A 25,707-nucleotide genomic window follows, 5' to 3' on the forward strand; every position below is an offset into this window, starting at 1 on the left:
CGAGTCAAATGATTTAAACTCACCCAGTACTAGTTGGGTTTTGAGTACTTCATAGGCCTTAAGAGATAACCTTATCTGTATAACTAAGCCCTGGGAAATTGGCTGCATTTGGAAACTAAACCGACCTTAGCTTTTATCCCAGGCACTATTTTCCTTTCATTCAAACAAGAAGCTTATGTCCTCATGTAAAACAGAAATAGTCTATCAAACGGAAGATTTTGTTTTCACTAAATGTGCCGATTGTGACAGGATGGGGCTTATGTATAAGCAAGCGATGATGAGCTTCGATGCGCTCAATTATAATGCTTTCTGCAGCTATCTGGACCGGATGGAATTTGAATTTGAAAAGTATCCCTTCTTTGATGGATTTGACCGGGTTGTGATTGAGACCTATCATCCTGATGTACAGTTTACGCTGCTTGAAGAGGAGTTTTACCGGCTCAAGGCAAATGTAATTGAAGCAAACGCCCAGCTGGAGTTGATTGAGATGATTCGCAGGTTGTGAGGAGTCTGGTCTTGGGAGCCACTTGGTGAAAGACTATAGCCGAGAGGCATATTGTCGAAGAGGAAAGACGGGGGGCTGGAAACCAGCTGAATAGGCCGGCCATCACCAAGCTAATTAATATGATCTCTGCTAATTCCTCAAGGATTTGATTGGGTTATTTTTTAAAATGCTTTTCAAGCTATGAGCTTACCTTTTTCAACTCTTATTTTTCCTGCGTCAGGGGAATTTTTCTTGCTAGATTCTCCTGACGCTTCCTTATCGGGTTTAATAGTGGGGTGGGCTAATTTTTTTTGGTGAAATACTATCAGTCATACTGCAAATGGAAAGTAAATAATCCTCTGATTATCCCGTCGATTTTTATAAATATCTGCCGAACTTGAAGAAGCGTTTGGCAAATTGTTCGACTTCTTAGGTGTCTTAACTTATGACTTACCTCATTTAATCTGAAGGAGATTCTTTATCTGCTCCTCTTCCTGGTCATTTTCCAACATGATCATAAGCTCGTCCAATTCTTCCAGCTCGGTTTGGCCATTTGGCGTGATAAATTTTCCGTTTCTTTTCACAAGTACGATTAAAGAAGTATTTGGGAATCCCAATTGCAAAATTTTCTTCCCTGCAATCATGCTGTTCCTTGGTAGCTGAACTTCCAGAATCGCATTCTTAAAATCATCAGAAAGCTCGATGTCTAACATAGATCTTCGCTTCAAGGAAGCTGGTAGAGAGAGGTGCAGGAGTTTTGCAGCTATAGGAAGAGTAGTCGCCTGAATAGCAACTGAAGCCAATACGATGAAGAAGACGATATGGAAAATCGTAGAAGCCATTTCTATATTTTCGATCAGGGGTAGTGTCGCAAATACGATAGGAACTGCTCCTCTGAGTCCCACCCAGGAGATAAAAGTCTTTTCGCGAAGCTTGTATTTGAAAAAGGAAAGTGAGATGAACACTCCTAGCGGTCGTGCAACGAAAATCAAAAAGAGTGCAGCTAAAATTGCAATTCCTGAGACAGGGAAGAGTTGCTTAGGAAAAACCAAGAGACCTAAAGTGATGAACATGATCACTTGCATCAACCATGCGATCCCATCAAAGAATTTCATGAGGCTTTTCTTGTGAGCCATATTGGCATTCCCAACAGTGATAGCACTGATGTAAACGGCGAGAAATCCGTTGCCCTTCAATAGATCCGTCGTCGTGTAGGTAATCAATACTAAAGCAAGAAGCATCACAGGGTAAAGCCCCTCAAAATCCAGTTTGATTTTATTGATTAATAATACGGTAGCTCTCCCAAACAGCCAGCCTAATAAACCGCCAACAATCATCTGAATAAAAAACAGAGGAATAATTTCCCAGATCGAACCCGTTTCTAAAGTGATCAGTCCGAGAATAGAGACCGTCAGGAAATATGCCATGGGATCATTACTTCCGCTTTCCAATTCGAGTAGCGGTCTCAAATGCCCTTTTAATCCTATGCTTTTTGCCCGTAAAACAGAGAAAACAGCAGCGGCATCTGTAGAGGAAACGATAGATCCGAGTAATAGGCTTTCAAGAAAGCTTAGCTCCGAAATCATGTAAACGAACCCACCCAGAGAAAAGCTTGTTAGCAAGACGCCTAAGGTAGAAAGTGTGATTCCGGGTTTGAGTACAGGTTTTATGCTTGGCCACTTGGTGTCTATACCTCCTGAGTATAGAATATAGGTGAGCGCTATGATTCCTAGGAACTGTGCGATGGCAGGATTGTCAAATCTAATCCCGCCAATCCCGTCTGAACCAGCCAGCATCCCAACTCCTAAGAAAATCAGAAGCATAGGAATGCCGGTCTTACCAGCAGTTTTGCTCGCCAAAACACCTGCTAAAAGTAAAAGAGAACTGATTAAAAGAATATTTTCGGCCGTTACAGACATAAGCGAGAATTGGGAATAGATCAAAACTAACGAAGATTCACTTACTTTTGTGCGGCTTTGGTGCTATAAAGAGCCTTCTTTTCGTAAAAAAATGAAAAAAATAATTTCACTTGTTTACCTCGTTTTCTATTTCCTGCTGTGGGTGGTTTTGCCCTCTACAGGATTGGGAGCGCAGGTGTACGCAAGTGAATTTGGGGATAGAGGTAATTATAGCATTACGAAAGAAGATGCAAATTTCTCTGATTTTCAGCCTTGTGTTAATCCTGATTGGAATAGGATCAGTAGGCAAAGTTCCAATGAGAATTTGGGTTCCGGAACGGGACATTGGCCAGTTCTTTTTTCGTCAATTTTAGACCCAAAATTTGGTCAGGATACTAATTCCTTATTGGATCTAATCTATTCGAGCTCGCCATTTTTAGGCTCGCTTACTGCACCAATAATAATTTTTCCCTTCCATTATTTCTGGTAAAACGGATAGCAATTCAACTTGACTTTGCTAAATCCTTCTGGCTTCTCTAAGTCAGGTAGGACAAATATTCCATTTATCCATCCAAAAATAATGAGTGAACTAACATTAATTACCTTATCGGTCGCTTTGACAGTAATGGTATGCCTGCCATTAATTCTAACAAGTTTAAAACAAAGGAATAAAAGCAATCTGCTTATGGAACAACTCAAGTCTGAAACACAAGTAAGTCATCTGAAATCAGGGGATTTTGATACCTGGCGGGAGGCTTATTGCATTGGCTTGGACCAAAAAAATGGCCAACTGCTATTTCTGAATTCCTTGGAAAAAGGGAACCAAGTTCAGAAAATAGACTTACGTCAGGTTCGACTTTGTCGTCCTATCAGAAACTTTCGTGAAATGAAGGTAGGAAAGGAGAAGAGGCAGATCATTCAAAAAGTCAGCTTAAAGCTAGATCATTATGATGAGCAAAGTAAGCCGGTTACTATAGAAATCTATGATGAGGAGAGAAGTGACTATATGATAAACGAATGGGATCTGGCACAGGCTTGGTCTCAGAAAATAAATAATCTGAAAAATTAATTTTAAGGGGGTGCTAAGTTCCCCCTTTCTTTTTAGGTAGTTTTCATTGTAGCTAATTCTCTTTTAGTAAAATTCCTTATTTTGGATCCCTAAATCTTTTTAAAAATGGCACAAGCAAGTGAACTGGCACCAGGTAGCAAATTGGTGCATCCCAAATTCGGGACAGGTATGATCCTTTCTCTCGATGAGACTTATTATAAAATCTACTTCTATACCACTGAGGAAGTGAAGACGCTCGCAAGGGACTATGAGGGATTTACTGTGGAGGAAGCCAAGGTTCCTGATTTCCCAATGCTGACAATGAAGGATGTAGAAAAGGCCATTCGAGAAGCGCTGATACAGACCTCGGAGCGCGCACCGATTGTTCCTTTAGGAGGGAAATGGATGGGTGGCAATGTGATTTTTGAACCAAACGATGAATCGCTTCAAACCAAGGAAATCCCGATGTCTGCGTTTTTTCATAAAATCGTAATGGTGAGGGAAAAACTGAGAGTGCTGGAGCAAAATATCAACAATCACCCAAAATTGGACGATGAAGACCGGATTCACTTGCAACAGTACATTACCAGAGCATATGGCTCATTGACTACTTTCAATGTACTTTTTGCTTATAAAGAAGATCAGTTTAAAGGAAGTGGGGGTAAAGATTAAGCATAAAGGCTAGCCGTTGGGAGTTAAATCTTCGCCCGAATTCTACTGAGTGTTTCTATAGTCATGTCGAGAAAGGAAGCGATTTGACCCACGGAAGCTTTGTGAATTACTTTTGGCCGGTATTGCATCAATTCGAGGTACCTTTCCCTAGCAGTTTTAAACTTGGTGAATATCTGTTGTTCCTCTAGCACTATATAATATTGCTCCAAAATCATGCGGTAAGCGCGCTCGAGTTCAGGAAATTCAAGAAAGCAGGCCTGAAGGTTATCATAGGAGATTTTGAAAACCTTACTTTTCTCCATGGTTTCAATGTTTTCATAGGAAGGTTTTCTTGTAATGAACGAGTGCATCGCGGTGACAAATTCCTCATCTAGGGTAAATGAGACCGTAATGTCACGGTTATCACGGATGTAGTAACTTCTCGCAGAACCTACAGCAACGAAGTAAAGGAATTTGCTTATTTGACCTTCCTTTTCCAATAAGTAGCCTTTTTCTACTTCAAATTCTTCTAAGTGACTTGCAAAGGCTCGTTTTGCTTCATCACTTATGGTAGGGAATTTGCTGAAAAGACTTGAGAAATTTTCCATTTGTTCGTTACTAAAAAGTTGTGGTAGCGAAAGGTTGACTATGCGCTAGCCTAAATTTTATCCAGTTAATTTAAAAAGAAGTGCCCTAAGTGTCGTAGTGATAGTAGAAATATCACTGATTTTAATTGATTATTCATCGAATTCTACTCTTAATACTCTATCAACTAATTAAAAACTTATGAAAAAACTTTTGGTTTTAGTATTCGCTCTTGGGTTGTTTGGAACAGCTCATGCTCAATTTGGTATTCGCGCAGGTTATTCCAGTGCAAATTTCTCAGACTTTGATTCTAAGGCAATCGGAGGGTTTCATGTTGGAGGTTTCTATAAAATTGGTGCCGGATTTATAGCTGTTGAGCCGGGTATTCAATATTCCCAAAAGGGTCACATTAGGACCGGCGATACTGGCACTCCTGCAGTTGATCAAGATCGTTTGAATTACATAGATGTTCCTGTACTACTTAGGGTGAATTTTCTTCCATTTTTAAATGTTTTTGCTGGACCGCAGGGCTCAGTTTTGGTCTCTAGAAAATTAGAGTACGCGGATGGCAGTACTGATACCAGCACAGAGGCTATCAAAGGATATGAAATAGCCGGTGTGGTAGGTGTTGGAGTAGATTTGCCCTTAGGATTTAATGCTCAGGCCAGTTATGATTTAGGGATACAGAGCACAAATTATTACAATCAAGACGTCAAAAATAATGTGCTTAAATTGTCTGTAGGATATACTTTTTAGAAAGTTATTTGATCAACAAAATATAAAACCCGGTTTATTCCGGGTTTTTATTTTTTGAGACGGTCTGGGTTTTCCTCTATAAAGGATTTCCATCCGGCATTTCTTCCTTTTGTTTGGATTCTTCCCTCATGAAAATGATGGCACAGCGCTACTGCCAAGGCATCAGTAGCATCCAGCATTTTTGGAAGCTCAGTTAAGCTAAAAAGCGTCTGAAGCATAGCTGCTACCTGTTCTTTGGATGCATTTCCATTTCCAGTTACTGATTGTTTTACTTTTTTTGGGGAATATTCGGTGATCGGTATATCTCTAGCCAAAGCTGCCGCCATGGCAACTCCTTGGGCCCTGCCAAGCTTCAGCATGGATTGTACGTTTACTCCAAAAAATGGAGCCTCCAAAGCAACGCTGTCAGGTAAAAATTCCTCCAGTATTCCTGTAATTCGTTCAAAAATTTTCTTGAGTTTCAACTCATGGGTTTCATATTTTTTTAGATGAATGACCCCGTATTGTAAGAGTTTGTATTTTTTGCCTTCTGTCAAAATCACCCCGTAACCCATCACGTTTGTTCCAGGATCTATACCTAAGATGATTTTTTCCTTTGGTGCTTTTTCTTGTTCTTTGCTCACCCCCGCAAGTTAGCCCAAAACATGCTAAGTTTTTACCTCATTTGGTCCCTGAGTTACTTCACATTGCTTTGGTGGATGGGTAGATTTTGGGATCCAAAATCGGATCAAGCTCTTAATCATACATTTTTTCCAGCTGTTTCATTGCTTATTCCATTCAGAAATGAGGCTAAAAATATCCCAAGTCTCTGTTTTAATTTAATGAAGCTCAGGTATCCAAACCTTCAGATTCTGCTGATTGATGACAATTCTGAAGACGACTCTTTCGAGCTTTTGCAAAGGGCTTTTAAAGAAAATCAAAAGGTCCAAGTGTTGAGAAGTAGGGATGAGGGCAAAAAGAGAGCGCTGGAACTTGGAGTGAAGGTAGCGACAGGACAAATCATATTTTGTTCTGATGCAGATTGTGAATTTTCGGAATATTGGATAGAAAGGATGGTTTTACCTTTTCAGGATCCAAAGATTCAGTTGGTAGCAGGGACTGTCATGGTGGAGGGAAAGGCAGAATTTCTACATGAGTTTCAATCATTGGATTGGGCAAGTATTTTATTGCTTACTAATTATTCCTTTTTCCAAAAGAATCCTTTAATGTGTAGCGGTGCAAATCTTGCCTACAGGAAGGCGGCTTTTGATCTAGTGAACGGATATGAAGGTAATCGAGAGTTTGCTTCAGGGGATGATGAGTTTTTGTTAAAGAAAATCCACAAAAAATTTGGCAAAGAAGCTTGTCACTATTTAGTCTCACCAGGTTCCTTGGTAAAAACTCAGCCAGAATCCACTTGGGATTCTTTGATCAATCAACGCGTACGATGGGCAAGTAAATGGAAGATCCATTTTTCTTTTTCACATGCCTTATCTGCTATTGCTGCTTTCTTTGTCCAACTGATTTGGATCGGAAGCTTTTATTTAGTTTTTCTTGGAGCAAAGGGAGTTGTTGCTTTTGGATTAGTTTGGCTAATTAAAATCGCTGCTGAAAAAATGAGTTTGGGAAAAGTTCTTAAAACGATGGGAAGGCAGCCAAATAATAGTTTCCTGCTACAAACCTCTCTAGTGCACCCATTCTATGTTTTGAGAGTTGGGATTGCAGCTTTGAGTGGAAAATTCACTTGGAAGGGTAGGGAGAAGTAGAGAAATGTTAATTTAGAATTTGAAAATTAGATCATGAGCGACCAAGAATTTGACTTGATGGACGAACTCTATTTTGTCCAGCCCTTTACCTACCTTTTGGAAACTTTAGCTTGGGAAGATGAAGTGCTATTAGCAACTTTACAGAGTTTGTTTGCCCAAGGCTATATAAAATGCCTCGATGACCCCGATACAGAGCGATTTGGAGAAGTGGATATCAAGAGAGAAGGAAAAGATTTACATTTTTTGGCAACGAAAAAAGGCCTGATGGCCCATAATACACTTTAGAATTGATCAAAGAAACACACAAATTCCAACGGAAGGAACTGCAGCTTAAATCTCTACTCGAGATCACGCAGGCTATTAATGAAAATCAGTCTGAGGCAGTTTTGCTCAATATTTTCAAGTTTACCTGCTTAGTCCATCTGAATATCAAAGCATTGATTCTTTATGTGGCAAAGCAAGGTGCTTTTGAAAATAAAATTTCTCATGGAGTAAAAGGGAATGTGCCTAAGCTGATTTCTGCTGATCAGGTGGTGGACGAAAAAGCTACGGGTGAATTGAGATTGGAGTTGGAAGAGCAGTACTCTTTTGCGGAGCTCGAAACATATCTACCAGTCTATCATAAAGACAAAATGCTTGCGATTCTATTTCTCAAGCGAAAGGATTTGAGCCTGGATTTAGATCTGAATTTCACCCAAGCCCTAACCAATATTCTGGTGGTGGCTTTGGAAAATAAGCGGTTCGCTAGAAAGCAGTTGGAGCAGGAAATATTGAATCGTGAAATTGCCATAGCTTCCCAGGTTCAACAGATGCTTTTCCCAGCCGAGCTTCCTATTGACAAAGAGTTGAAGGCAAAAGTCACTTATTTGCCTCACAGCATGGTTGGTGGTGATTATTACGATCTGATTCGCAAGTCAAAAGATGAGGTTTATTTCTGTATTGCGGATGTTTCGGGTAAGGGAATTTCTGCGGCATTGCTAATGTCCAATTTTCAGGCTGCTCTTCGTACGCTTTTGCGGAGCGATGCTGATTTGGAAATGGTTGTAAAGCAATTGAATTATACTCTGTTTGAAAATACCAATGGCGAGCGTTTCATTACTTTTTTCCTAGGGTATTTCAATTTCAAAACCCGAAAGCTTACTTATGTCAACGCGGGTCACAATCCGCCATTGCTCTATAGAGATGAGGCAGAAAAAGCCGAGAATTTGGATGCTGGAACAACTATTTTGGGAGCATTCGATGAGTTACCTTTTCTAGAAATTGGAATGCGTGAAAAACTGACTGATTTTTCTTTGCATCTGTATACGGACGGATTGACTGAGGCGATGAATCCATCTGGAGAAGAATTTGGTGAGGAGCGGCTGGAGAAATTCATCTATAAAAATGGGGGGCTGGACCCAGATGATTTTCACCGTAAGTTTTTGAAGAAGATTAATACCTTTTCAAAAGATGTTCCATTGAGAGATGATTTGACCTTGCTCAGTTTAAAGTTCCAATAGTATGATTTTGCATACGGTTCCGAAGCTTTTTCAGATGCTTTATCCCAAGAGGATTTGGAAGAAAAGTGAACCTGAGAATACGATTTTTTTGACATTTGATGATGGTCCCGTGCCTGGAGTTACGGACTTTGTTTTAGAGGAATTAGCCAAACGGAATCAGAAGGCGACTTTTTTTGTGGTCGGTGATAACGTTAGAAAAAACCCACTTTTAGCCCAAACCATTATCAGTTCGGGGCATAAACTTGGCAACCATACCTTCAATCATTTGAATGGTTGGAAAACAGAAAAGTCGGTTTACCTAGACAATATAGAACTTTGCGATAGAACCCTTCAGGACGTTTTGGGAATAAAGACTAAGCTTTTTCGTCCGCCATATGGGTTGATTAAATCAAGTCAAGCAGTGGAGGTTTCCAGGTTCCATGAGATAGTGATGTGGACTATGCTGTCGGGAGATTATGATCAAAGCTTGAAGTCTGAATTGGTTTTGAGGAAATCAATCCAGCATACCAAAGAAGGGTGCATCGCAGTATTTCACGATCAAATAAAGACTAAGGCTCTTTTGCCAAAAATTTTGCCACAATACCTGGATTACATTCGGGAGATGGGCTGGAAAACCGAGTTGTTATGAGTGATTGGATTGCGTATTTTGTAATGCTTGGGCTGGTAACCTTAGCGCTACTTTATATTCAATTCCTACTTGCGTGGATTCGTCTTCATTTTTTCTGGAAAGACCATTCAAAGCCACTGAACGAGGAATTGCCAAAGGTGTCAGTACTGGTAGCAGCAAGAAATGAGGAAAGGGATCTCCCGGACCTTCTGAGATCTTTTGAAAAATTGGATTACCCATCGGATCGAATTCAGTTTCTCTTTGTCGATGATCAAAGTTCAGATGCTACCACTGCGATCTTGAAGGACTGGTGTGAGAAGAAGCCTAACCGAAGTTTTCTGACTATTTCCCCATCGCAAACCGGGCTATACAATAGAAATGGTAAAGCAAATGCGTTGGCGATTTTGGGAGATCAAGCAACTGGTGAATTTTATTTTTATACTGATGCAGACTGTGAGGTAAACCCAAATTGGATTCAAGAAGGAGTTTCTTGTTTTGGTGAAAAAACAGGTGTGCTAATCGGGATTACTCAAGTCAAGGCGCAAAAATTACTGGAGAGATTTCAGGAGATCGATTGGTGGTTGACACTAGGTTTTGTCAAAGTAGCCACTGATATGGGGATCCAGACAACTGGCCTCGGAAATAATATGGTCATTAGTCGAGAGGCCTATGAAAAATCGGGAGGGTTTAAAAAGTTGCCTTTTTGCCTTACTGAAGATCTCGAGATCTCACGAGCGATTCGGAAGTCAGGTTTCAAAATAGCGCATCAAGTAAGTTCAAGGATGCTTGCTATAACAAAACCTGAAATAAGTTTTCGAGCCTTACTTGTGCAACGAAAACGTTGGATGAGTGGAGTAATGACTTTGCCGTTTTATTGGAAGTTTATTCTGGCTCTTCAGGTGATATATTTTGTAGCGATTATTGGGTTAATACTATTGAGGCCGTCACTTGGGCTGAGTTTAGCATGGATTAAAATCTTTTTACAAAGCATATTTCTTATTGGGTTAACCAGAAAAAGCGGTGTTAAAATAAGTTGGTTTCCCTTGCTGCTTTTCGATTTTTATAATTTCAATACCATCCTCCTTACTATTCTTTACTATTTTTGGCCTTCCAAGACCAAATGGAAATCCAGAATATACCCATGAATTACATAGAAACACACGCCCATATCTATTCTTCTAAGTTTGATTCAGATCGCGATCAGGTCATCCAAGACATTAGAGATGCTGGGATTGAACGGGTCTATATGCCGAATGTGGATGTGGAGACGATCGCTGCGATGCTTGACTGTGAGGAGAAATATCCCGGGTTATGTATCCCTATGATGGGGCTACATCCTTGTGATGTGAAGGAGGATTTTCATGAGCAATTGGTTATAATGGAAGACTGGCTGAACAAACGTCAGTTTGCAGCTGTGGGTGAAATTGGATTGGACTTATATTGGGACAAGACATTTTTTGAGCAGCAAAAAGAAGCCTTGAGAATTCAGATAAATTGGGCTAAGGAAAGAGATTTACCGATAGTGCTTCACTGCAGAGATTCTATGGATGAAACAATCTCCATAGTTAAGGAGGAGCACGATGGCAAGTTGAAAGGAGTTTTCCACTGCTTTAATGGCACCTTAGATCAGGCAAATCAGATAATTGAAATGGGGTTCTTACTTGGTATAGGTGGTGTAGCAACTTTTAAAAACGGCGGTTTGGATAAAGTAATTCCAGAAATCAATATTGATAATTTGGTGTTGGAGACTGATGCGCCATATCTTGCTCCAGTACCCTATAGAGGAAAAAGGAACTCTCCAGCTTATTTGCCTATTATAGCAGAGAAAATAGGAGATTACCTCCAACTGTCTAAGGAGGAAGTTGCTCTCAAAACAAAACAAAATGCCCTTAACCTATTCCGTGAGATTGGATCATGAATTATAAAATAGTACGATTAAATACCGCAATGCGGACAAGTAAGACTTCTTCAGTATTGATCATCTATACTGGGGGAACACTTGGTATGGCGTATGATGATAGCGGAGCTTTGGTGCCATTTAATTTTGGGCAGATACTAGAAAAGATCCCTATTCTTTATACTATGGATATTGCTATTACGGTAATTTCCTTTCCTGAGCCCATTGATTCATCTAATGTCACTATGAGTCATTGGAAGGATATGGCCTATATCATTTATGAAAATTACGATAGCTACGATGGCTTTGTGGTACTGCACGGTACGGATACCATGGCCTATTCAGCTTCCATGCTCAGCTATATGCTTCAAGGTTTGAATAAGCCAGTAATTTTTACTGGGGCACAATTACCGATTTCAGCTATGCGTTCTGATGCTCGTGAGAATCTCATGACTTCCCTAGAAATCGCTACCGCAAAAATCAATGGAGAGCCGATAGTGCCAGAGGTTTGTATTTTCTTTAATCATCTCCTACTTCGAGGAAATCGCTCCAAGAAGGTTCAAAGCGTGCACTTTGACGCATTTGAATCGGAGAATTATCCGCCTCTCGCTGAATCAGGAATAGTAATAGACTATAACACCCAGGCTATTCGTCCTTTGGAAACGCACAAGAAATTAGTGAATAGAAATTCACTTGATAATAATGTGCTTATTCTCAAGTTATTTCCTGGCATCACACAGAATGTGATAGATGCTACCTTAAATATAAAGGGACTTAAGGCGATTGTTTTAGAAACTTACGGTTCGGGAAACAGCCCCAGCGAGTCATGGTTTATGGAGTCACTACAACGAGCTATTAAAAAGGGGATAATTATCCTTAATGTATCTCAGTGTAATGGTGGTAGGGTGATTCAGGGGAGATATGAGACAAGTAAGGAGCTACTGAGTGTAGGTGTGGTGAGTGGTACAGATATGACCACCGAAGCAGCGGTAACCAAATTGATGTTTTTATTGGGTCAGGAAACTCGGCATTCAGAAATCATCGCGAAGCTGAAAGCGCCATTAGCTGGCGAGATGAGTGCTTAGGATTAATTTCATCGGCTATTTTCCAGGATAATTTGGAAACTGGATTAATAATAATTTTCTTTGCACTCCGATTCGGAATACTGGATCGGAAGCCAACCTAGAGAGGTGGCCGAGTGGCTGAAGGCGCACGCTTGGAAAGCGTGTATACTCGTGAGGGTATCGAGGGTTCGAATCCCTTCCTCTCTACAATTAAAAGCCAGCTTTAGCAATAAAGCTGGCTTTTTCTATTACATCTTATCCCAGCAAAAAAATGGATGAGTTGGGCCCTCGGGTTTGTGATAGACTATTACGAGAATCGTGAGATCCTGTTTGGCATGGTAGTGGTTTGGGTAAAGTGAGCCGTTGCAAATAGTTTTACCGTTATTATACATCTTTTCCCTTCAGCATTTTATTCCAATAAAGGTAAGGAAGCCCGTATTTTTTCAACATCCAAAGACGCCAGTGCTCTTTTGAGCTATCTTTAATTAGCATGGATTTTAGTTTGGGGTCAGGGGTGAAATTGTTTTTGTAGTCAAACTCCGCCAAAACCATTTTTCCATAATCTGTTACAAGAGGGCAGGAAGAATATCCATTGTAAGACTTGGTTCCCATCTGATGGTGCGAAATCAAAAGTGCGATGTTATCGACTACTATTGGGACTTGTTTTCTGATAGCAGCACCAGTTTTTGCAGTTGGTAGGGCAGCTACATCTCCGAGACCGAATATGTTAGGGTGTTTCTTGTGCTGCAGCGTGTGGATGTCTACGTCTAGCCATTTGGAATCGTTGACTAGTGGAGATTCTTGGATGAATTTTGGGGCTGTTTGTGGTGGCGCCGTATGAATCATGTCATAATGAATGCCATATAAATTCCCTTTTACAGAGACTTTGACATCTTTGTAATTGTATTGGAAGTCTTTGTCAAGTAGATTCTTGTCTTCAGGTTTGGTCATAATTATGCATCCACCTTCCGATATCTCCTTGTTGAGCTCATACCAGGCTATTTGTTTCTCAGCATCTATGCTTACTAACTTATGGTGGAATCGAAGGTTGATATCTTTTCTGTCAACAACTTTCATTAGGGTTTCTGCAATTTCTTTTACTCCAAATATGATTGTGCCTGGAGTGGCAAAGATTACATTGGTTTTGTCGCGGACGCCAGATTTTCTAAAATAGCTCTCCGCCAAATACATTATTTTCTGAGGTGCTCCCCCACATTTAATTGGAGTTGCCGGTTGAGTGAATAAAGCAGTTCCTCCTTTGAAGTTTTTAATTACTTCCCATGTGTGGTTCGGATCAGTGTAATTGCTACATACTACCCCTTTGTCCAATGCATCTCCCAGCCCTTTTACTAGGCTGTTATCATTTACTAGACCTGGAGCCACGACTAATAATCATAAGTTATGTCCCCACTATTTTTGGTGTGGACCAAATTGTTTTCAGGTTCAAAGCCGGTAGCCCTATCCTTTATCCATACGGCATCTTTTGGGATCACATCAGCCATTGGCTTGGCAGTACTATCGAAATCGTAGGTGCCCGCTCCTACCAAAGTCCAAGCAGGTTGATAAAAATGGGTGCTTGCAGGCTCGATGATGGCTATATCTTTGAGATTCTTTTGCTTGATAAATTGAGCAGCTGTCATAATACCAGCAGTGCCACCACCAATGATTAGGATTTGATAATGTGATTTCATGATTTTTAGGGTCTATTAAATTCAGACCAATCTAAATCTATATCACACAATAAAAGGTAACATTTGTTACATAAGAAGCTTTTTGAAAAAGTGACTCAACAAATATGCGTTGATAGGGGGCAATTTGAATTGGTTCATCAAAGTATTCGCATTTTTTTAATTCGTCTATAGCACAACCGTGGTCTTTTAGGCTTTTTGATATTTTATACTAAGTTTTTTTTCTAAGCATTCCCATGTTTTTAGAGAGGCAGAGTTAGTTGTGGGATGCGGTTAGAGAACGTAGTAAATTCACTCATTTCCGCTTTCGCTTCATTCACTTGGTATTTTCCTTAGCTCGTCGGAATCCATTTCTTCCACTCCTAGCTCATGAGTAGGTTTGAACATCAATTAAAACAAACACTACTCACATGAACAAGGAACTTATCTTTCTTAGAACTTTTGCCGTCACCACAGGATTGGCCGTTTCCACCTTTCTATTTTCTTCATTTCGGGAGAATGGAAATCAAACCTTCGAAACCATTGATGTGCAAAGAATTAATATCGTTGAGGCAGATGGAACTGTCAAGATGATCGTGACCAATGCCGGGCTTTTCCCTAATGGTACAGATCAAATCAACGGTAGAAACACGAATTCCGACCGGAAAAAGCGTGCGGGAATGTTGTTCTTCAACGAAGATGGGATAGAATGCGGTGGCTTAATCTACGATGGAGAAAAAAAGGAAAATGGGCATAGTTCTGGGCTTTCTTTGACGTTTGATCAGTACGACGGTGATCAGGTGATGCAATTGTTGACGACTGATTCCCAGCGGGGTGATGAGCGATTTGTAAGTTCCAGTTTGGTTTTTAATGATCGTCCTGCCAAAGAATCTCAAGAGAAAACCAGAGAAATCATGGCTGAACTCTCAACATTACGAGCTTCTGACCCAGAAGCATTTAAAGCCAAATACGCGGAATACCAAAAAATGGAGTTGCTCGGTGGAGCTCCAAGAATTATGCTTGGAAAGTCTAGAAGTCAAAACAACGGACTATTTTTGTTTGACGACCAGGGGAGGCCTAGGGCTATGTTTTACCTAGATAAGGAGAATAATCCAAAGCTGGAGGCTTTCGACGCCGAAGGTAATGTAACCAGCACTTGGCCAGAAAAATAAGATAATCAGACGGTGGTAGATATCTACCACCGCTTACTTTTCACACATGAAGCAACTTTTACACAGATTACAGTTATCGCCGGGTTTTCTACTTTTTATAGTTGCTTTTGCATATTTAGATTCCATTAAGTCTAGGGTAGCTCCTGGTCAACTAGTGAATGCCTACACTTTTACCCCGGAGGCAGTATTTGTCGCGATTTTCAATATCTTCCTTATAGTCTTAGTGCTTCGCTTTTCCTTCAAGCATATTCATGGGGATCAGTTTCCTTTGAACTGGAAGCGGGGAGGACTTAGTTTTTTGACAGGTTTAGTTCTCTGGGTTTTGCTGAGTAATGTGGTGGCATTTTTGTTCTCTTGGACTTTCGGTACCATTGATCGCAACTTTCTGCCTGAGTTAATAATTAGCTCCAATCTTAACTATATCCTCAATTTTATTATTTACGGAGGCTTTTATTTTGCCTATTTATTGTTTCAAAAGTATCAATCACATCAACAGGAGCTTACTGCCTACGAGGTAGCGTTTGCGGATTCGACTATTCAGCAATTGAAGCAGCAGCTGAATCCTCACTTTTTATTCAATAACCTGAATGTTTTGGATCAATTGATTGAAGAAGATCCTAAAACAGCCTCTAGGTTTCTCCATGATTTTGCTGATATATATCGCTATGCCTTGGATACCTCAGATCGAAAACTTGTCACCTTAGCCGAAGAAGTTGATTTTGCCAAGAATTACTTCCGGCTGCTTAGCCAGAAGTTTGGAAACGGGTACCAGCTTTCTATAGCTCTTACTGGCGGGGAGTATCAGCTTCCTCCGCTCAGTTTACAGCTTTTGGTAGAAAATGCGGTGCTTCACAACCATGCAAGAGCGGGTTTTTCAATTGCTATTCAAGTGACTCAAACAGATTCCATTCTGACAGTTGTCAATACAAAAAGCCCCTATAAATATAAAAAGAAAGGAAATGGGAAAGGTTTGGATAACCTTAAAAAGCAATTTCAATTACTGAGTACACAAGAAATAACTATTGAAGAAAGTGAGGCATTATTTACAGTTAGGTTGCCCTTGATTAAGTCAAAAAATATATGATTCGAGTAGTGATAGTGGAAGATGAGCTTCCTGCGAAAAATAAGATCAGACGCTTTCTGAACGACCTAACAGAGGAAGTGCAAGTGGTGGGAGAATGTGATTCTGTGGAATCTGCTGTGGCTTTTTTCGAGCAGGGACCTACAGTGGACCTGTTGATTTCAGATATAGAACTGCTGGATGGAAATGCTTTTCAGATCTTTCAGGAAGTTACGCTTTCTTGTCCAATTATTTTTACCACTGCGTATAGTCAGTTTTGGATGCAAGCCTTTGAGACCAATGGCATTGAGTATTTGTTAAAGCCATTTGATTTTGAGCGGTTTCAAAAGGCTTGGAATAAATTTAAGCTTCTTAGTAATTCAAGTGACTCTCAAGCCGAAGCTATGTTGAAATTAGCTCAACTTTTCGAAGGTAAGTTGGCCACTAAGCCTGTGCATAAGAGTCGGTGGATTATTCCATATGCCAAAGGATCTTATCTGTTGGCTAGTGATGAAATCAGTTACTTTTCTGCTGAAAACGGAGTGGTTTGGGCTTATGACCAGCAAGGAAAGCGTCATTTGCTCCAAGAAGCTACGCTCAAAGTTGTTGAAAATCAACTGGACGTTTCACAGTTTTTCCGAATCAACAGAGGCCAACTGATCCATCAGAAATATGTGGAGCGTATTGAGCGATACAGTAAAAATGCCGTTTCAGTAAAAATGAAGGGTGCAGAAAACCTGCTAATGTGCAGCCAAAGTACGACACCTGCTTTTATGAATTGGATTTCCACGGGTTGAAGGGATTCCCTTTAATTTTCATTAAAATTTTGAATTAAAGTAGCCTCAATTTGGGGCTTGGGGTAAATTCTTAACGGAGGCATTTGAACTTTTATATAAATTCAAGCTATGGCAAAATTAAAAATTGACAAAATTAGGTTTTTGTCGGTGATGCTTCTACTTGGCGTTCCGGCAATTTTGCTTTCAAATCGTTCGTATGGACAGGAGACAAATTCTCATGAATCTTCTGAGGTGCCAATACAAATAAATTTGACCTCTAATGCGAGGTACCAGTTGATAGAGCATTTTGGAGCTTCGGATGCTTGGTCTACCCAGTTCGTAGGGCTATGGCCGGATCAAAAGAAAAATGCTATCGCAGAACTTCTTTTCAGTATGGAAAATGATAGAGAAGGAAATCCAAAAGGAATAGGCCTTTCCCTTTGGAGATTTAATATAGGTGCAGGAAGTGCGGAGCAAGGCAAAGAGAGTGGGATTCGTGATGAGTGGAGGAGAGCAGAATCTTTTTTGAGTGAAGATGGATCCTATGATTGGTCCAAACAGGCAGGACAGGTTTGGTTTGCTAATTCTGCCAAAGCTTTTGGCGTTTCTAAACTGTTGGTATTTCCCAATAGCCCTCCTGTTTCAATGACGAAAACAGGGAAAGCTTACGCTAAAGATGGACAGCCAAACCTGGCTGAAGAACAGTTTGGAGAGTTTGCGAATTACTTGGTGGAGGTAGTTAAAGGTCTTTCAAAGAAAGGGCTGTCGGTTGATTACATTAGTCCAGTTAATGAGCCACAATGGGATTGGTCAGATGGAGGTCAAGAAGGAACCCCATTTTGGAATGATCAAATAGCAGCAATCGTAAGAGAATTAAATTCTGGATTGGGTGAAAATAATCTATCCGCGAAAATTGACATTGCCGAAGCAGGTAAAATTAACTACTTGTATTCCCAGGCTGATAAAAGTGGGCGTGGGGATCAGATAAATACTTTTTTTAACCCAGAATCTCCCAACTTTATTGGTGGTTTATATAATGTAAGCCAAAGTATTTCTGCACATAGCTATTTTACTACCTCCCCCTACAAATCGGCAATAAGTACAAGAGAAAGTCTTAATTCTACCTTAGAAAAATTTGCCGGGCTAAACTATTGGATGAGTGAGTACTGCATTCTTGGAGACAACGCAGGGGAAATCAATGGAAATGGGAGAGATTTAGGCATAGATCCGGCACTTTATTTAGCTAGGGTTATTCATAATGATTTGACAGTGTCGAATGCTAGCGCATGGCATTGGTGGCTTGCCATTTCTCCTTATAACTATAAAGACGGATTAATTTATATTGATAAGCAGAAAGATGACGGTAATTTCTATGAGAGTAAAATGCTTTGGGCTTTAGGTAACTATAGTAGATTTATTAGGCCTGGTTTTCAGAGAATCTCCTTAGAAATCACTAATAATCAACTGCAAGGCTCAGAGCTATTGATATCGGCCTATCAATCCCAGGATAAGCGTGAGACTGTTTTAGTAATCGTGAATTCTAGTAGCAAACCAGTGACGGTGAGCCTAACTGAAGATGAGCTGCCTAAATTGCTTGACAGTGTTTACGTCACCTCAGAGACTAGCAATTTAGAGTTTATAGAGAAGGAGGGAGTGAATGAAGAAAGTTTTCAATTAATCCCGGCACGGTCTATTGTTACTTTGATTGCCAATTAATTTAGTTGGTAGTTGCAAGCCACACCAGCAATTACTCGTTCCAATTATTATAGGATCACAGAAATTAATAGAGTTTGGTAATAAAACTACGTTTTAAATTGAGGCGTTTTCTTTTGATTTCATCTGGGCTTGGTTAAAAGATTTATTAATTCTTAAAATCGATAATTAGAGGAGGACGAGCATGGTAGTAAAAAGTTGGATAGTAGAATCACCCTTGAATTGTAAGGAGAGTTCATTAATATATTTAAACTTTGTTAATTACAATGATGAGAATAGTTAGTTTCTTCTAAGATTTTTGCAACTTATAGTCTATTAGAAAATTACTTTGTGGACCATTTGTGAAATGTTTCAGTGTGTAATAATCGTTTAGTGAGTGTTTTCTAAATAAAAAGAAGAAAGCTTGGCTCTCTGATACATTTTAATTTTTCTTTCTGAGAAAAAATAAGAACCTTACCATCGAGTTTTGGAGATATGTGATCTTTTAAAATGTAAAAGGAAATACGTCCGTTCGTGTAAAAGCTTGCTTAATCCTGAGATATAAGCCTGATTTTTCACAAAATTCTAAAAGAGTCGTTTGTTTTTTGAATTTAAAAAATGATAACTTTAAAACTCGATTCTAGAGTAGAAACCATTTAACCTTTATCAAAAGTCTATTTAAAATCCACATTATGAGAAAGTTAATCGCTTTGTTCATGCTTGCAGGCATCCTTTTCGCACCTGTCATCGCTAACGCACAAGATGCAGAAGATACCGCAGCACAAGAAGAAACAACCCCAGTAGCAGTTGAGCCTGCTGCATCTCCTACAATTGTTGACGATGAAATCGTTGAAGAGGAGCTAAGTTTCCACCAAGTTGTAAAAGAGAAGTTCATCGAAGGTGATCCTCTTTACATGACCCCAGTATTGATCTGTTTGATCTTGGGTCTTGCTGTTGCATTGGAAAGAATCATCACCCTGAACCTTTCTACGACCAACACTAAGAAATTGTTGACTAAAGTGGAAGATGCTCTTGAATCAGGAGGAGTAGAAGCGGCTAAAGATGTTACTAAAAACACTAAAGGTCCAGTAGCTTCTATCTTTACTCAAGGTTTGATGAGATACTCAGAAGGAATCGAAATGGTAGAGAAGTCTATTATTTCTTACGGTTCTGTAGAAATGGGTAGATTGGAAAAAGGTCTAGTTTGGATCTCCCTTTTCATCTCTCTAGCTCCAATGTTGGGCTTCATGGGTACAGTAATTGGTATGATCGGTGCATTTGATTCTATTGAAGCAGCTGGTGATATCTCTCCATCTCTAGTTGCGGGTGGTATTAAAATCGCCCTTTTGACTACAGTTGCTGGTTTGATCGTAGCGATCATCCTACAGTTGTTCTACAACTATTGTGTAGCTAAAATTGATTCTTTGGTTAATGACATGGAAGATGCTTCCATTACATTGGTTGACATCTTGGTTAAGCACAAGTTGACTGGAAAGTAATCCATCAATTTTGTTGAACCTGAATATAAACGTTAACCTCAAAGAAAAACTACATTATGGATACTTATGACATCTTATTATACGGAAGTTACATCCTAATCGCAGTTGGTGCTGTAGTGGCTGTTTTAATGCCATTAATCAAGTCTTTGGATAATCCAAAAAGCTTGCTTAAAACTGCAGTGGGAATTGTTGGTATAGTTGTATTGTTCTTCATAGCTTATTCAATTTCAAGCAATGAAGTACTTCCAAAATTTGAAGCTTCTCCATTTAACTTGACTCCTGCGGGATCTCAATTAGTTGGCGGAATGCTTATAACCACCTACATTCTTGCAATCGTTGCTTTAGCGAGTATCGTATTGACAGAATTGAATAAAGCGATAAAGTAATATGGCCAGAAAGAAAAATAGAATGAGTACGGAGGTCAATGCAGGCTCTATGGCAGATATTGCTTTCCTGCTACTGATCTTCTTTCTCGTCACCACTACGATCGCATCGGATAAGGGTATATTGAATATTCTACCTCCGAAGCTTGATCCGGATAATCCTCCTCCGAAAATTGATTTGAATGAGCGAAATATCTACACTATTCTACTTAATGCTAACGATCAATTGTTGGTAGAGGGTGAGTTCAGAGATAATCCTGATGGGTTAGATGAAGATATTAAGGCATTCATCTTGAATTTTGGTGCTCCAGATGAAGAGGGAGCAGCGCTTTATAATACGCTTCCTGCTTCTTTGAAAGCCTTGTCCGCAAAACTACCTGAGTCTTCAGATGATCCAGGAGAGGCAGTTGTTTCGATAAAAACTGACCGTGGTACCAGTTATGATAAATACCTAGAAGTATTTGATTTAGCTAAAAAGGCATACTTTGATATTTATGCTGCTAGAGTTAACCTAAGTACAGACGAGTATAGAGCCTTGACTGGTAAAAATGATGCTGAAGTAAGTTTACAGGATAAAGGCAAGGAAGGAATTCCAATGGCTATATCTATTGCAGAACCTAATAAGATAGGAGGAAATTAAAATGGGAAAGTTCGGAAAGAAAAATAAAGTCTCGGAGAATATCCCAACCTCAGCGTTACCGGATATTATCTTTATGCTTCTCTTCTTTTTCATGGTTACAACCGTGTTAAGAGATCAGGAGATATTGGTGGAGCAGAAAATTCCTCAAGCTACCCAGCTTCAAAAGCTTCAGAAAAAGACGCTTATTTCTTATATCTTCATTGGTAAGCCTAAGAATACAGCTCTTTATGGTACAGAGCCAAGAGTTCAAGCGAATGATGCTTTGTTGAATACCCCTGACATTGTTCAGTGGGTGAATCAAGAGCGTGATTTGCTTCCTGAATCTGATCGTGGCTTGATTACGATCTCCATGAAAGCTGATAGAGATGTGAAAATGGGTCCTATTTCTGATGTTCAAACTGAACTAAGAGAGGCAGATGCTAGAAGAATTCTTTACGCTTCTACAGGCAAAGTAAATAAAGATTAAATTATTCTATTGAATATATTAAAGCTATCCCGATTTCCGGGATAGCTTTTTTTTGTAGTTATATATGCTGTCATCTCTTAAAAGCACGAAGAAAGTTCAAAATGCCTGGGCGATGTATGACTGGGCAAATTCTGTTTATAGTTTAGTTATTACTTCTACCATTTTTCCAGTCTATTTCAATAGTGTCACAAAAGGGTTGAAACCTGATGATAAGGTTGGTTTTTTTGGATTTGAAATAGTAAATACAGTTTTGTACTCCTATTCAATATCCTTTTCTTTTTTGATAATTGCCCTGATTTCGCCAATACTTTCAGGAATTGCAGATGCAAGTGGGAAGAAACTTCAGTTCATGAAGTTTTTTGCTTATACTGGATCTCTTTCCTGTATTGCCCTTTTCTTTTTCAAAGGAAATAACCTAGAGTGGGGCATTTTTTTTAGTGTTTTAGCGAGTGTAGGTTATGCAGGAAGTATTGTGTTTTATAATGCGTATTTGCCTGAAATCACTACTCCAGATAAGTACGATTTACTCAGTGCCAAAGGCTTTGCTTTAGGGTATATAGGCAGTGTTATTTTACTTATTGTTAACTTGCTTATGATTCAGTTTCCTTCGTGGTTTTGGCTTTCTGATGATGGAATGGCTGCGCGGTTTTCATTTCTGATTACCGGTTTATGGTGGGCTGGATTTTCTCAGATTCCTTTTAGGATTTTGCCTCATAATCCCTTTGGAAAGGATATTAAAAGAGAATTTTTACTCAAAGGCTATCAGGAAATACGTAAGGTATGGAATGAAGTAAAGCAGATAAAAGTGATGAATCGCTTTCTTGCTTCCTTCTTTTTTTATTCGATGGGTGTCCAAACGGTTATGTATCTAGCTGCTACTTTTGGGGATAAAGAACTTGGGTTGCCCGGCGACCAGCTAATTATGACCATATTGATTATTCAGATAGTTGCTATCGTAGGTAGTTATTTGTTTGCATTTATTTCAAAGAAATTCGGTAATAAATCGAGTTTGGTAATTATGGTATTGATATGGGTAGGAATATGTGCAGGTGCGTATTATGTCTATACTGTTTATGAGTTTTTTGCATTAGCCTTTGTAGTTGGGTTAGTAATGGGTGGGATTCAATCTCTTTCACGATCTACCTTTTCCAAATTGATTCCAAGAGATACCACAGACCACGCTTCGTATTTTAGTTTCTATGATGTAACTGAAAAAATGGCGATTGTCTTAGGTACTTTTTCCTATGGATTTATAGAACAAATCACCGGAAGTATGCGGAACTCTGCCCTTTCCTTAGGGATATTTTTTCTTGTTGGCTTAGGATTCTTACTTTTAGTTACAATCCCTAAAAAAGGGCTTGAAATTGAAAGTGTATAGTTATGCAAAAGATATTGTTTGGGAGCCAAGTCAAAGAACTTGATGCGCTACATTTAAAATTGAGTGGCCAGAAAAGTCACGAGATGATGGAAAATGCCTGCGTTTCTTTTGTTAATTGGTTTTTATCTCAGAATTTTTCTCGGCAGCGTAAAATCCAAATTGCAGTAGGGAAAGGTAATAATGGTGGCGATGGTTTTGCAATAGCCCGACTTTTGACAAATCACTCTTATACTGTCTCCATTTTAAAATGTTTTGATTCTCTAGATTCAATTAGTGGAGATGCCCGTTTTAATTTCAACAAGCTCCCAGGTTCTATTTCTCTTTCTAATATTAAAGATTGGGTGTTTTCTCCAGACGATATACTGATTGATTCCTTTTTAGGAGTTGGATTGCAAGGAGAACTTAGACCTAATGCAATCCGGATTGTTAATAAATTAAATGAATTTGAGGGAACAATTATAAGTATAGATGTTCCTTCTGGATTGCCTTCGGATGGTCTATTAACTGAGGTTGCTGTTCGTGCTGATATTACTGTGAGCTTTGAGTTTCCAAAGCTCTCACTTTTGCTGCCAGAGCATGCCGAATATGTAGGGGAATTGGTGGTGTTGAAAATAGGCTTGCTTCCTATAGCGTATTCAGATTTTGCCTCAGACTTATTTTATCTCGAAGAGTTGGATATTGCTCCTCTTCATAAAGATTTTAATCGGTTTAGTTACAAAGGAGAAATGGGAAAAGTGCTTTTAGTGGGGGGGAGTCCTGGGAAAATGGGAGCACTTGTTTTGTGTGCAAAGAGTGCATTGCGAACTGGGTCAGGCTTGGTTACCTGTCACATGGAGGATTCTGAGCGGTTTGTTATTCAAACGGCAGTTCCCGAAGCGATGGCATCTTGGGGTCTGATCCCAAATCCTGAGTTTTATGATGCGGTGGGGATTGGTCCAGGTTGGGGGATTGAAAATAGAGCACGTTTATTCCGACAGTTTTTACATGATTATAATAAGCCTATTGTTATCGATGCTGACGCTTTGAATCTATTAGCTAAAAATTCAGATTTAGTAGCCTTAGTTCCGAAGAATTCGATTCTTACTCCTCACATCGGTGAATTCACGAGACTCGTAGGTACTGCTCAGAATCACTTAGAGCGAATAGTAAAAGCAAAGGAATTTGCGATTAAGAATGAATTGATTGTGGTGCTAAAAGGAGCAAATACCGTGATTAGTATGCCGGATGGACGTCAAATAGTGAATTCATCGGGGAATAAGTATATGGCGACAGGTGGGGCAGGAGATGTGCTTACAGGAATGATCACTTCTTATTTGGGAATGGGATATCCTCCAGAAAATGCGGTGCTTTGTGGGGTGTACCATCACGGTTTGGCAGGAGAATTAGCTTCAAGAAAGAAGAGAAGATCTATGATAGCAAGTGATATCATTGAAGCCATTCCAGACACCTACCTTCAACTGAATATTTCCTGAATAATTGTAATTAAGTAAACTTTAACGGGGATCTGGGGTTTTCTCAACTATCCATTTTTATTATGAACAAGGAGAAGCTTCTGCTTTGGACCTTAGCGGCCATCAATTTTATTCATATTGTCGATTTCATGATTTTGATGCCTTTAGGGCCTCAGCTCATGCGGATCTTCGGTATCTCGCCCCGGGAGTTTGGCCTTTTGGTATCTTGCTATACTTTTAGTGCTGGTATTTCCAGTTTCTTCGGAGCTTTCATTCTGGATCGGTTTGACCGGAAAAAGATTTTGGTCTGGGTTTATATTGGTTTTGCTATTGCTACTTTAGGTTGTGCATTATCTCCTAGCTATCCAGTCTTATTGGTGGCAAGAGTGATTTCAGGTTTATTTGGCGGTTTGACATCAGCTTTGATTTTAGCTATCATAGGCGATGTTATCCCCGATTCCAGACGAGGGAGAGCCATGGGTTTAGTAATGGCTGCATTTTCAGTAGCGTCAGTCGTAGGCGTTCCGCTTGGTCTGTTTTTAGCTAGTTTGTCTGATTGGCATACACCATTTTTTATTTTGACGGGCTTGTCTGTTGTGAGCCTTGCTATGATTGTAAAATATATTCCAACTATCACTGAGCACTTAAAAAATGATATTGTAAGACCAAGTCCTTTAGTAGTAATTCGAAGAGTTACAAGCGATTCTAACCAGATGAGAGCGATTACTCTGTCTGTGATGATGATGTTTGGACAGTTTATGATAATTCCCTTTTTGAGTCCATATACTGTAGCAAATGTTGGGTTTACTGAGCTACAACTTACTTACATCTATATGGCAGGTGGAGCATTTACGATTTTTACTTCGCCTTGGGTTGGGAAGCTTTCTGATAAGTATGGTAAGCAGAAGATCTTTATCATTTTCATGCTTCTAAATCTGATCCCTATTGCCATCATTACCCATTTGGGTGTTACTCCCATTCCTTTTGTACTGATGGTTTCCACGATGTTCTTTGTGACTTCTAATGGAAGATATGTGCCAGCGGCGGCAATTGTGACGGGAACTGCCAAGCCTGAAAATAGGGGGAGTTTTTTAAGCTTTAATTCCGCAGTGCAACAATTAGCAACTGGTATGGCATCATTGATAGCAGGTATTATTATTGGTGAAAATGCTGCTGGAGAATTGACCCATTATAATGTGGTAGGATATATCGCCATTGCATTTAGTCTGCTATGTATTCCGCTTGCCCTAAGAATCAAAGTAGTGAGCTAAAAAATAAGCCTGATATTT

Annotated in this window: 28 protein-coding genes and 1 tRNA gene; 24 read left to right on the forward strand and 5 right to left on the reverse strand. The window is 39.6% G+C overall.

Features of this window, described 5'->3' with window-relative positions; genetic code table 11:
* The first annotated feature begins 175 nt into the window (after positions 1–175).
* Positions 176–505 carry a DUF6686 family protein gene (locus QOL76_RS17035; RefSeq protein ID WP_283414167.1) on the forward strand — a complete coding sequence of 110 codons (330 nt, stop codon included), beginning with the start codon at positions 176–178 and terminating at the stop codon, positions 503–505.
* Positions 506–939: 434 nt separating this feature from the next.
* Here the strand turns inward: QOL76_RS17035 and QOL76_RS17040 are convergent, their stop codons facing one another.
* On the reverse strand, positions 940–2,403 hold the full coding sequence (locus QOL76_RS17040; protein WP_283414168.1) for a potassium/proton antiporter: 1,464 nt from the start codon (positions 2,401–2,403) through the stop codon (positions 940–942).
* A gap of 91 nt (positions 2,404–2,494) precedes the next feature.
* On the opposite strand from QOL76_RS17040, the gene QOL76_RS17045 reads away from it, so the two are divergent.
* From QOL76_RS17045 to QOL76_RS17055, 3 genes are all read left to right on the forward strand, one after another.
* Positions 2,495–2,872: a hypothetical protein gene (locus QOL76_RS17045; RefSeq protein ID WP_283414169.1), complete on the forward strand. Its 378-nt coding sequence runs from the start codon at positions 2,495–2,497 to the stop codon at positions 2,870–2,872.
* A 195-nt stretch (positions 2,873–3,067) separates the two neighbouring features.
* Positions 3,068–3,451, forward strand: a complete 384-nt coding sequence (locus tag QOL76_RS17050; protein ID WP_283414170.1) for a hypothetical protein — start codon at positions 3,068–3,070, stop codon at positions 3,449–3,451.
* Between the two features lie 105 nt (positions 3,452–3,556).
* Positions 3,557–4,102, forward strand: a complete 546-nt coding sequence (locus QOL76_RS17055; protein WP_283414171.1) for a hypothetical protein — start codon at positions 3,557–3,559, stop codon at positions 4,100–4,102.
* Between the two features lie 23 nt (positions 4,103–4,125).
* Here QOL76_RS17055 and QOL76_RS17060 read toward each other — a convergent pair whose 3' ends face one another.
* Positions 4,126–4,689: a Crp/Fnr family transcriptional regulator gene (locus QOL76_RS17060; protein WP_283414172.1), complete on the reverse strand. Its 564-nt coding sequence runs from the start codon at positions 4,687–4,689 to the stop codon at positions 4,126–4,128.
* A 178-nt stretch (positions 4,690–4,867) separates the two neighbouring features.
* Between QOL76_RS17060 and QOL76_RS17065 the strand changes: the two genes are divergently transcribed.
* Positions 4,868–5,422 (forward strand): porin family protein, encoded by a 555-nt coding sequence (locus QOL76_RS17065; RefSeq protein ID WP_283414173.1) that lies wholly within the window; start codon positions 4,868–4,870, stop codon positions 5,420–5,422.
* Positions 5,423–5,469: 47 nt separating this feature from the next.
* Here the strand turns inward: QOL76_RS17065 and ruvC are convergent, their stop codons facing one another.
* Positions 5,470–6,045 (reverse strand): crossover junction endodeoxyribonuclease RuvC, encoded by a 576-nt coding sequence (ruvC, locus tag QOL76_RS17070; RefSeq protein ID WP_283414174.1) that lies wholly within the window; start codon positions 6,043–6,045, stop codon positions 5,470–5,472.
* Positions 6,046–6,066: 21 nt separating this feature from the next.
* On the opposite strand from ruvC, the gene QOL76_RS17075 reads away from it, so the two are divergent.
* The 8 genes from QOL76_RS17075 (at position 6,067) to QOL76_RS17110 (ending at position 12,441) form a co-directional block, all read left to right on the forward strand.
* The gene (locus QOL76_RS17075) at positions 6,067–7,167 is read left to right on the forward strand and encodes a glycosyltransferase (RefSeq protein WP_283414175.1); all 1,101 of its coding nucleotides are present in this window, start codon (positions 6,067–6,069) and stop codon (positions 7,165–7,167) included.
* 33 nt (positions 7,168–7,200) lie between these two features.
* Positions 7,201–7,452 carry a hypothetical protein gene (locus tag QOL76_RS17080; protein WP_283414176.1) on the forward strand — a complete coding sequence of 84 codons (252 nt, stop codon included), beginning with the start codon at positions 7,201–7,203 and terminating at the stop codon, positions 7,450–7,452.
* A 2-nt stretch (positions 7,453–7,454) separates the two neighbouring features.
* The gene (locus tag QOL76_RS17085) at positions 7,455–8,666 is read left to right on the forward strand and encodes a PP2C family protein-serine/threonine phosphatase (RefSeq protein WP_283414177.1); all 1,212 of its coding nucleotides are present in this window, start codon (positions 7,455–7,457) and stop codon (positions 8,664–8,666) included.
* A 1-nt stretch (position 8,667) separates the two neighbouring features.
* Positions 8,668–9,294, forward strand: coding sequence for a polysaccharide deacetylase family protein (locus QOL76_RS17090; protein WP_283414178.1), 627 nt, complete (start codon positions 8,668–8,670; stop codon positions 9,292–9,294).
* Entirely contained in the window at positions 9,291–10,418 is a 1,128-nt protein-coding gene (locus QOL76_RS17095; RefSeq protein WP_283414179.1) for a glycosyltransferase, read from the forward strand. Before QOL76_RS17090 ends, QOL76_RS17095 begins: the two co-directional genes overlap by 4 nt.
* On the forward strand, positions 10,415–11,191 hold the full coding sequence (locus QOL76_RS17100) for a TatD family hydrolase (protein ID WP_283414180.1): 777 nt from the start codon (positions 10,415–10,417) through the stop codon (positions 11,189–11,191). Before QOL76_RS17095 ends, QOL76_RS17100 begins: the two co-directional genes overlap by 4 nt.
* Positions 11,188–12,255, forward strand: a complete 1,068-nt coding sequence (locus tag QOL76_RS17105; RefSeq protein ID WP_283414181.1) for an asparaginase — start codon at positions 11,188–11,190, stop codon at positions 12,253–12,255. The genes QOL76_RS17100 and QOL76_RS17105 overlap by 4 nt, the downstream gene beginning before the upstream one ends.
* Positions 12,256–12,354: 99 nt before the next feature.
* Positions 12,355–12,441 (forward strand) — tRNA-Ser (locus QOL76_RS17110).
* Between the two features lie 177 nt (positions 12,442–12,618).
* Here the strand turns inward: QOL76_RS17110 and QOL76_RS17115 are convergent.
* Together QOL76_RS17115 and QOL76_RS21240 are read right to left on the reverse strand one after the other, a co-directional pair.
* A complete protein-coding gene (locus QOL76_RS17115; RefSeq protein WP_346771418.1) occupies positions 12,619–13,617 on the reverse strand; it encodes an NAD(P)/FAD-dependent oxidoreductase in 999 nt (332 codons plus the stop codon).
* A 2-nt stretch (positions 13,618–13,619) separates the two neighbouring features.
* Positions 13,620–13,925 (reverse strand): NAD(P)/FAD-dependent oxidoreductase, encoded by a 306-nt coding sequence (locus QOL76_RS21240; protein ID WP_346771419.1) that lies wholly within the window; start codon positions 13,923–13,925, stop codon positions 13,620–13,622.
* Between the two features lie 407 nt (positions 13,926–14,332).
* On the opposite strand from QOL76_RS21240, the gene QOL76_RS17120 reads away from it, so the two are divergent.
* The 11 genes from QOL76_RS17120 (at position 14,333) to QOL76_RS17170 (ending at position 25,689) form a co-directional block, all read left to right on the forward strand.
* Complete coding sequence (locus QOL76_RS17120) at positions 14,333–15,073, forward strand: hypothetical protein (RefSeq protein WP_283414182.1); 741 nt, start codon at positions 14,333–14,335, stop codon at positions 15,071–15,073.
* Between the two features lie 46 nt (positions 15,074–15,119).
* Entirely contained in the window at positions 15,120–16,157 is a 1,038-nt protein-coding gene (locus QOL76_RS17125; protein WP_283414183.1) for a sensor histidine kinase, read from the forward strand.
* Positions 16,154–16,930: a LytR/AlgR family response regulator transcription factor gene (locus tag QOL76_RS17130; protein ID WP_283414184.1), complete on the forward strand. Its 777-nt coding sequence runs from the start codon at positions 16,154–16,156 to the stop codon at positions 16,928–16,930. The genes QOL76_RS17125 and QOL76_RS17130 overlap by 4 nt, the downstream gene beginning before the upstream one ends.
* Before the next feature lie 108 nt (positions 16,931–17,038).
* Entirely contained in the window at positions 17,039–18,625 is a 1,587-nt protein-coding gene (locus QOL76_RS17135) for a glycoside hydrolase (RefSeq protein ID WP_283414185.1), read from the forward strand.
* A gap of 668 nt (positions 18,626–19,293) precedes the next feature.
* Positions 19,294–20,100, forward strand: coding sequence for a MotA/TolQ/ExbB proton channel family protein (locus QOL76_RS17140; RefSeq protein ID WP_283414186.1), 807 nt, complete (start codon positions 19,294–19,296; stop codon positions 20,098–20,100).
* A gap of 56 nt (positions 20,101–20,156) precedes the next feature.
* A complete protein-coding gene (locus QOL76_RS17145) occupies positions 20,157–20,486 on the forward strand; it encodes a hypothetical protein (RefSeq protein ID WP_283414187.1) in 330 nt (109 codons plus the stop codon).
* Position 20,487: 1 nt separating this feature from the next.
* Positions 20,488–21,123, forward strand: a complete 636-nt coding sequence (locus QOL76_RS17150; protein WP_283414188.1) for an ExbD/TolR family protein — start codon at positions 20,488–20,490, stop codon at positions 21,121–21,123.
* Position 21,124: 1 nt separating this feature from the next.
* Complete coding sequence (locus QOL76_RS17155) at positions 21,125–21,589, forward strand: ExbD/TolR family protein (protein WP_283414189.1); 465 nt, start codon at positions 21,125–21,127, stop codon at positions 21,587–21,589.
* Positions 21,590–21,653: 64 nt separating this feature from the next.
* Complete coding sequence (locus QOL76_RS17160; protein ID WP_283414190.1) at positions 21,654–22,967, forward strand: MFS transporter; 1,314 nt, start codon at positions 21,654–21,656, stop codon at positions 22,965–22,967.
* Positions 22,968–22,969: 2 nt separating this feature from the next.
* Positions 22,970–24,439 carry an NAD(P)H-hydrate dehydratase gene (locus tag QOL76_RS17165; protein ID WP_283414191.1) on the forward strand — a complete coding sequence of 490 codons (1,470 nt, stop codon included), beginning with the start codon at positions 22,970–22,972 and terminating at the stop codon, positions 24,437–24,439.
* Positions 24,440–24,501: 62 nt separating this feature from the next.
* Positions 24,502–25,689, forward strand: coding sequence for an MFS transporter (locus tag QOL76_RS17170; protein ID WP_283414192.1), 1,188 nt, complete (start codon positions 24,502–24,504; stop codon positions 25,687–25,689).
* Positions 25,690–25,707 lie beyond the last annotated feature (18 nt).

The organism is Algoriphagus winogradskyi (assembly GCF_900182815.1).
GTDB lineage: Bacteria > Bacteroidota > Bacteroidia > Cytophagales > Cyclobacteriaceae > Algoriphagus > Algoriphagus winogradskyi.

Bases quoted from the DNA above. Each gene is read 5' to 3' on its own strand.
- QOL76_RS17035 (WP_283414167.1), top strand. From the start codon at position 176: ATGTCCTCATGTAAAACAGAAATAGTCTATCAAACGGAAGATTTTGTT.
- QOL76_RS17040 (WP_283414168.1), bottom strand. From the start codon at position 2,403: ATGTCTGTAACGGCCGAAAATATTCTTTTAATCAGTTCTCTTTTACTT.
- QOL76_RS17045 (WP_283414169.1), top strand. From the start codon at position 2,495: ATGAAAAAAATAATTTCACTTGTTTACCTCGTTTTCTATTTCCTGCTG.
- QOL76_RS17050 (WP_283414170.1), top strand. From the start codon at position 3,068: ATGGAACAACTCAAGTCTGAAACACAAGTAAGTCATCTGAAATCAGGG.
- QOL76_RS17055 (WP_283414171.1), top strand. From the start codon at position 3,557: ATGGCACAAGCAAGTGAACTGGCACCAGGTAGCAAATTGGTGCATCCC.
- QOL76_RS17060 (WP_283414172.1), bottom strand. From the start codon at position 4,689: ATGGAAAATTTCTCAAGTCTTTTCAGCAAATTCCCTACCATAAGTGAT.
- QOL76_RS17065 (WP_283414173.1), top strand. From the start codon at position 4,868: ATGAAAAAACTTTTGGTTTTAGTATTCGCTCTTGGGTTGTTTGGAACA.
- QOL76_RS17075 (WP_283414175.1), top strand. From the start codon at position 6,067: ATGCTAAGTTTTTACCTCATTTGGTCCCTGAGTTACTTCACATTGCTT.
- QOL76_RS17080 (WP_283414176.1), top strand. From the start codon at position 7,201: ATGAGCGACCAAGAATTTGACTTGATGGACGAACTCTATTTTGTCCAG.
- QOL76_RS17090 (WP_283414178.1), top strand. From the start codon at position 8,668: ATGATTTTGCATACGGTTCCGAAGCTTTTTCAGATGCTTTATCCCAAG.
- QOL76_RS17095 (WP_283414179.1), top strand. From the start codon at position 9,291: ATGAGTGATTGGATTGCGTATTTTGTAATGCTTGGGCTGGTAACCTTA.
- QOL76_RS17100 (WP_283414180.1), top strand. From the start codon at position 10,415: ATGAATTACATAGAAACACACGCCCATATCTATTCTTCTAAGTTTGAT.
- QOL76_RS17105 (WP_283414181.1), top strand. From the start codon at position 11,188: ATGAATTATAAAATAGTACGATTAAATACCGCAATGCGGACAAGTAAG.
- QOL76_RS21240 (WP_346771419.1), bottom strand. From the start codon at position 13,925: ATGAAATCACATTATCAAATCCTAATCATTGGTGGTGGCACTGCTGGT.
- QOL76_RS17120 (WP_283414182.1), top strand. From the start codon at position 14,333: ATGAACAAGGAACTTATCTTTCTTAGAACTTTTGCCGTCACCACAGGA.
- QOL76_RS17125 (WP_283414183.1), top strand. From the start codon at position 15,120: ATGAAGCAACTTTTACACAGATTACAGTTATCGCCGGGTTTTCTACTT.
- QOL76_RS17130 (WP_283414184.1), top strand. From the start codon at position 16,154: ATGATTCGAGTAGTGATAGTGGAAGATGAGCTTCCTGCGAAAAATAAG.
- QOL76_RS17135 (WP_283414185.1), top strand. From the start codon at position 17,039: ATGGCAAAATTAAAAATTGACAAAATTAGGTTTTTGTCGGTGATGCTT.
- QOL76_RS17140 (WP_283414186.1), top strand. From the start codon at position 19,294: ATGAGAAAGTTAATCGCTTTGTTCATGCTTGCAGGCATCCTTTTCGCA.
- QOL76_RS17145 (WP_283414187.1), top strand. From the start codon at position 20,157: ATGGATACTTATGACATCTTATTATACGGAAGTTACATCCTAATCGCA.
- QOL76_RS17150 (WP_283414188.1), top strand. From the start codon at position 20,488: ATGGCCAGAAAGAAAAATAGAATGAGTACGGAGGTCAATGCAGGCTCT.
- QOL76_RS17155 (WP_283414189.1), top strand. From the start codon at position 21,125: ATGGGAAAGTTCGGAAAGAAAAATAAAGTCTCGGAGAATATCCCAACC.
- QOL76_RS17160 (WP_283414190.1), top strand. From the start codon at position 21,654: ATGCTGTCATCTCTTAAAAGCACGAAGAAAGTTCAAAATGCCTGGGCG.
- QOL76_RS17165 (WP_283414191.1), top strand. From the start codon at position 22,970: ATGCAAAAGATATTGTTTGGGAGCCAAGTCAAAGAACTTGATGCGCTA.
- QOL76_RS17170 (WP_283414192.1), top strand. From the start codon at position 24,502: ATGAACAAGGAGAAGCTTCTGCTTTGGACCTTAGCGGCCATCAATTTT.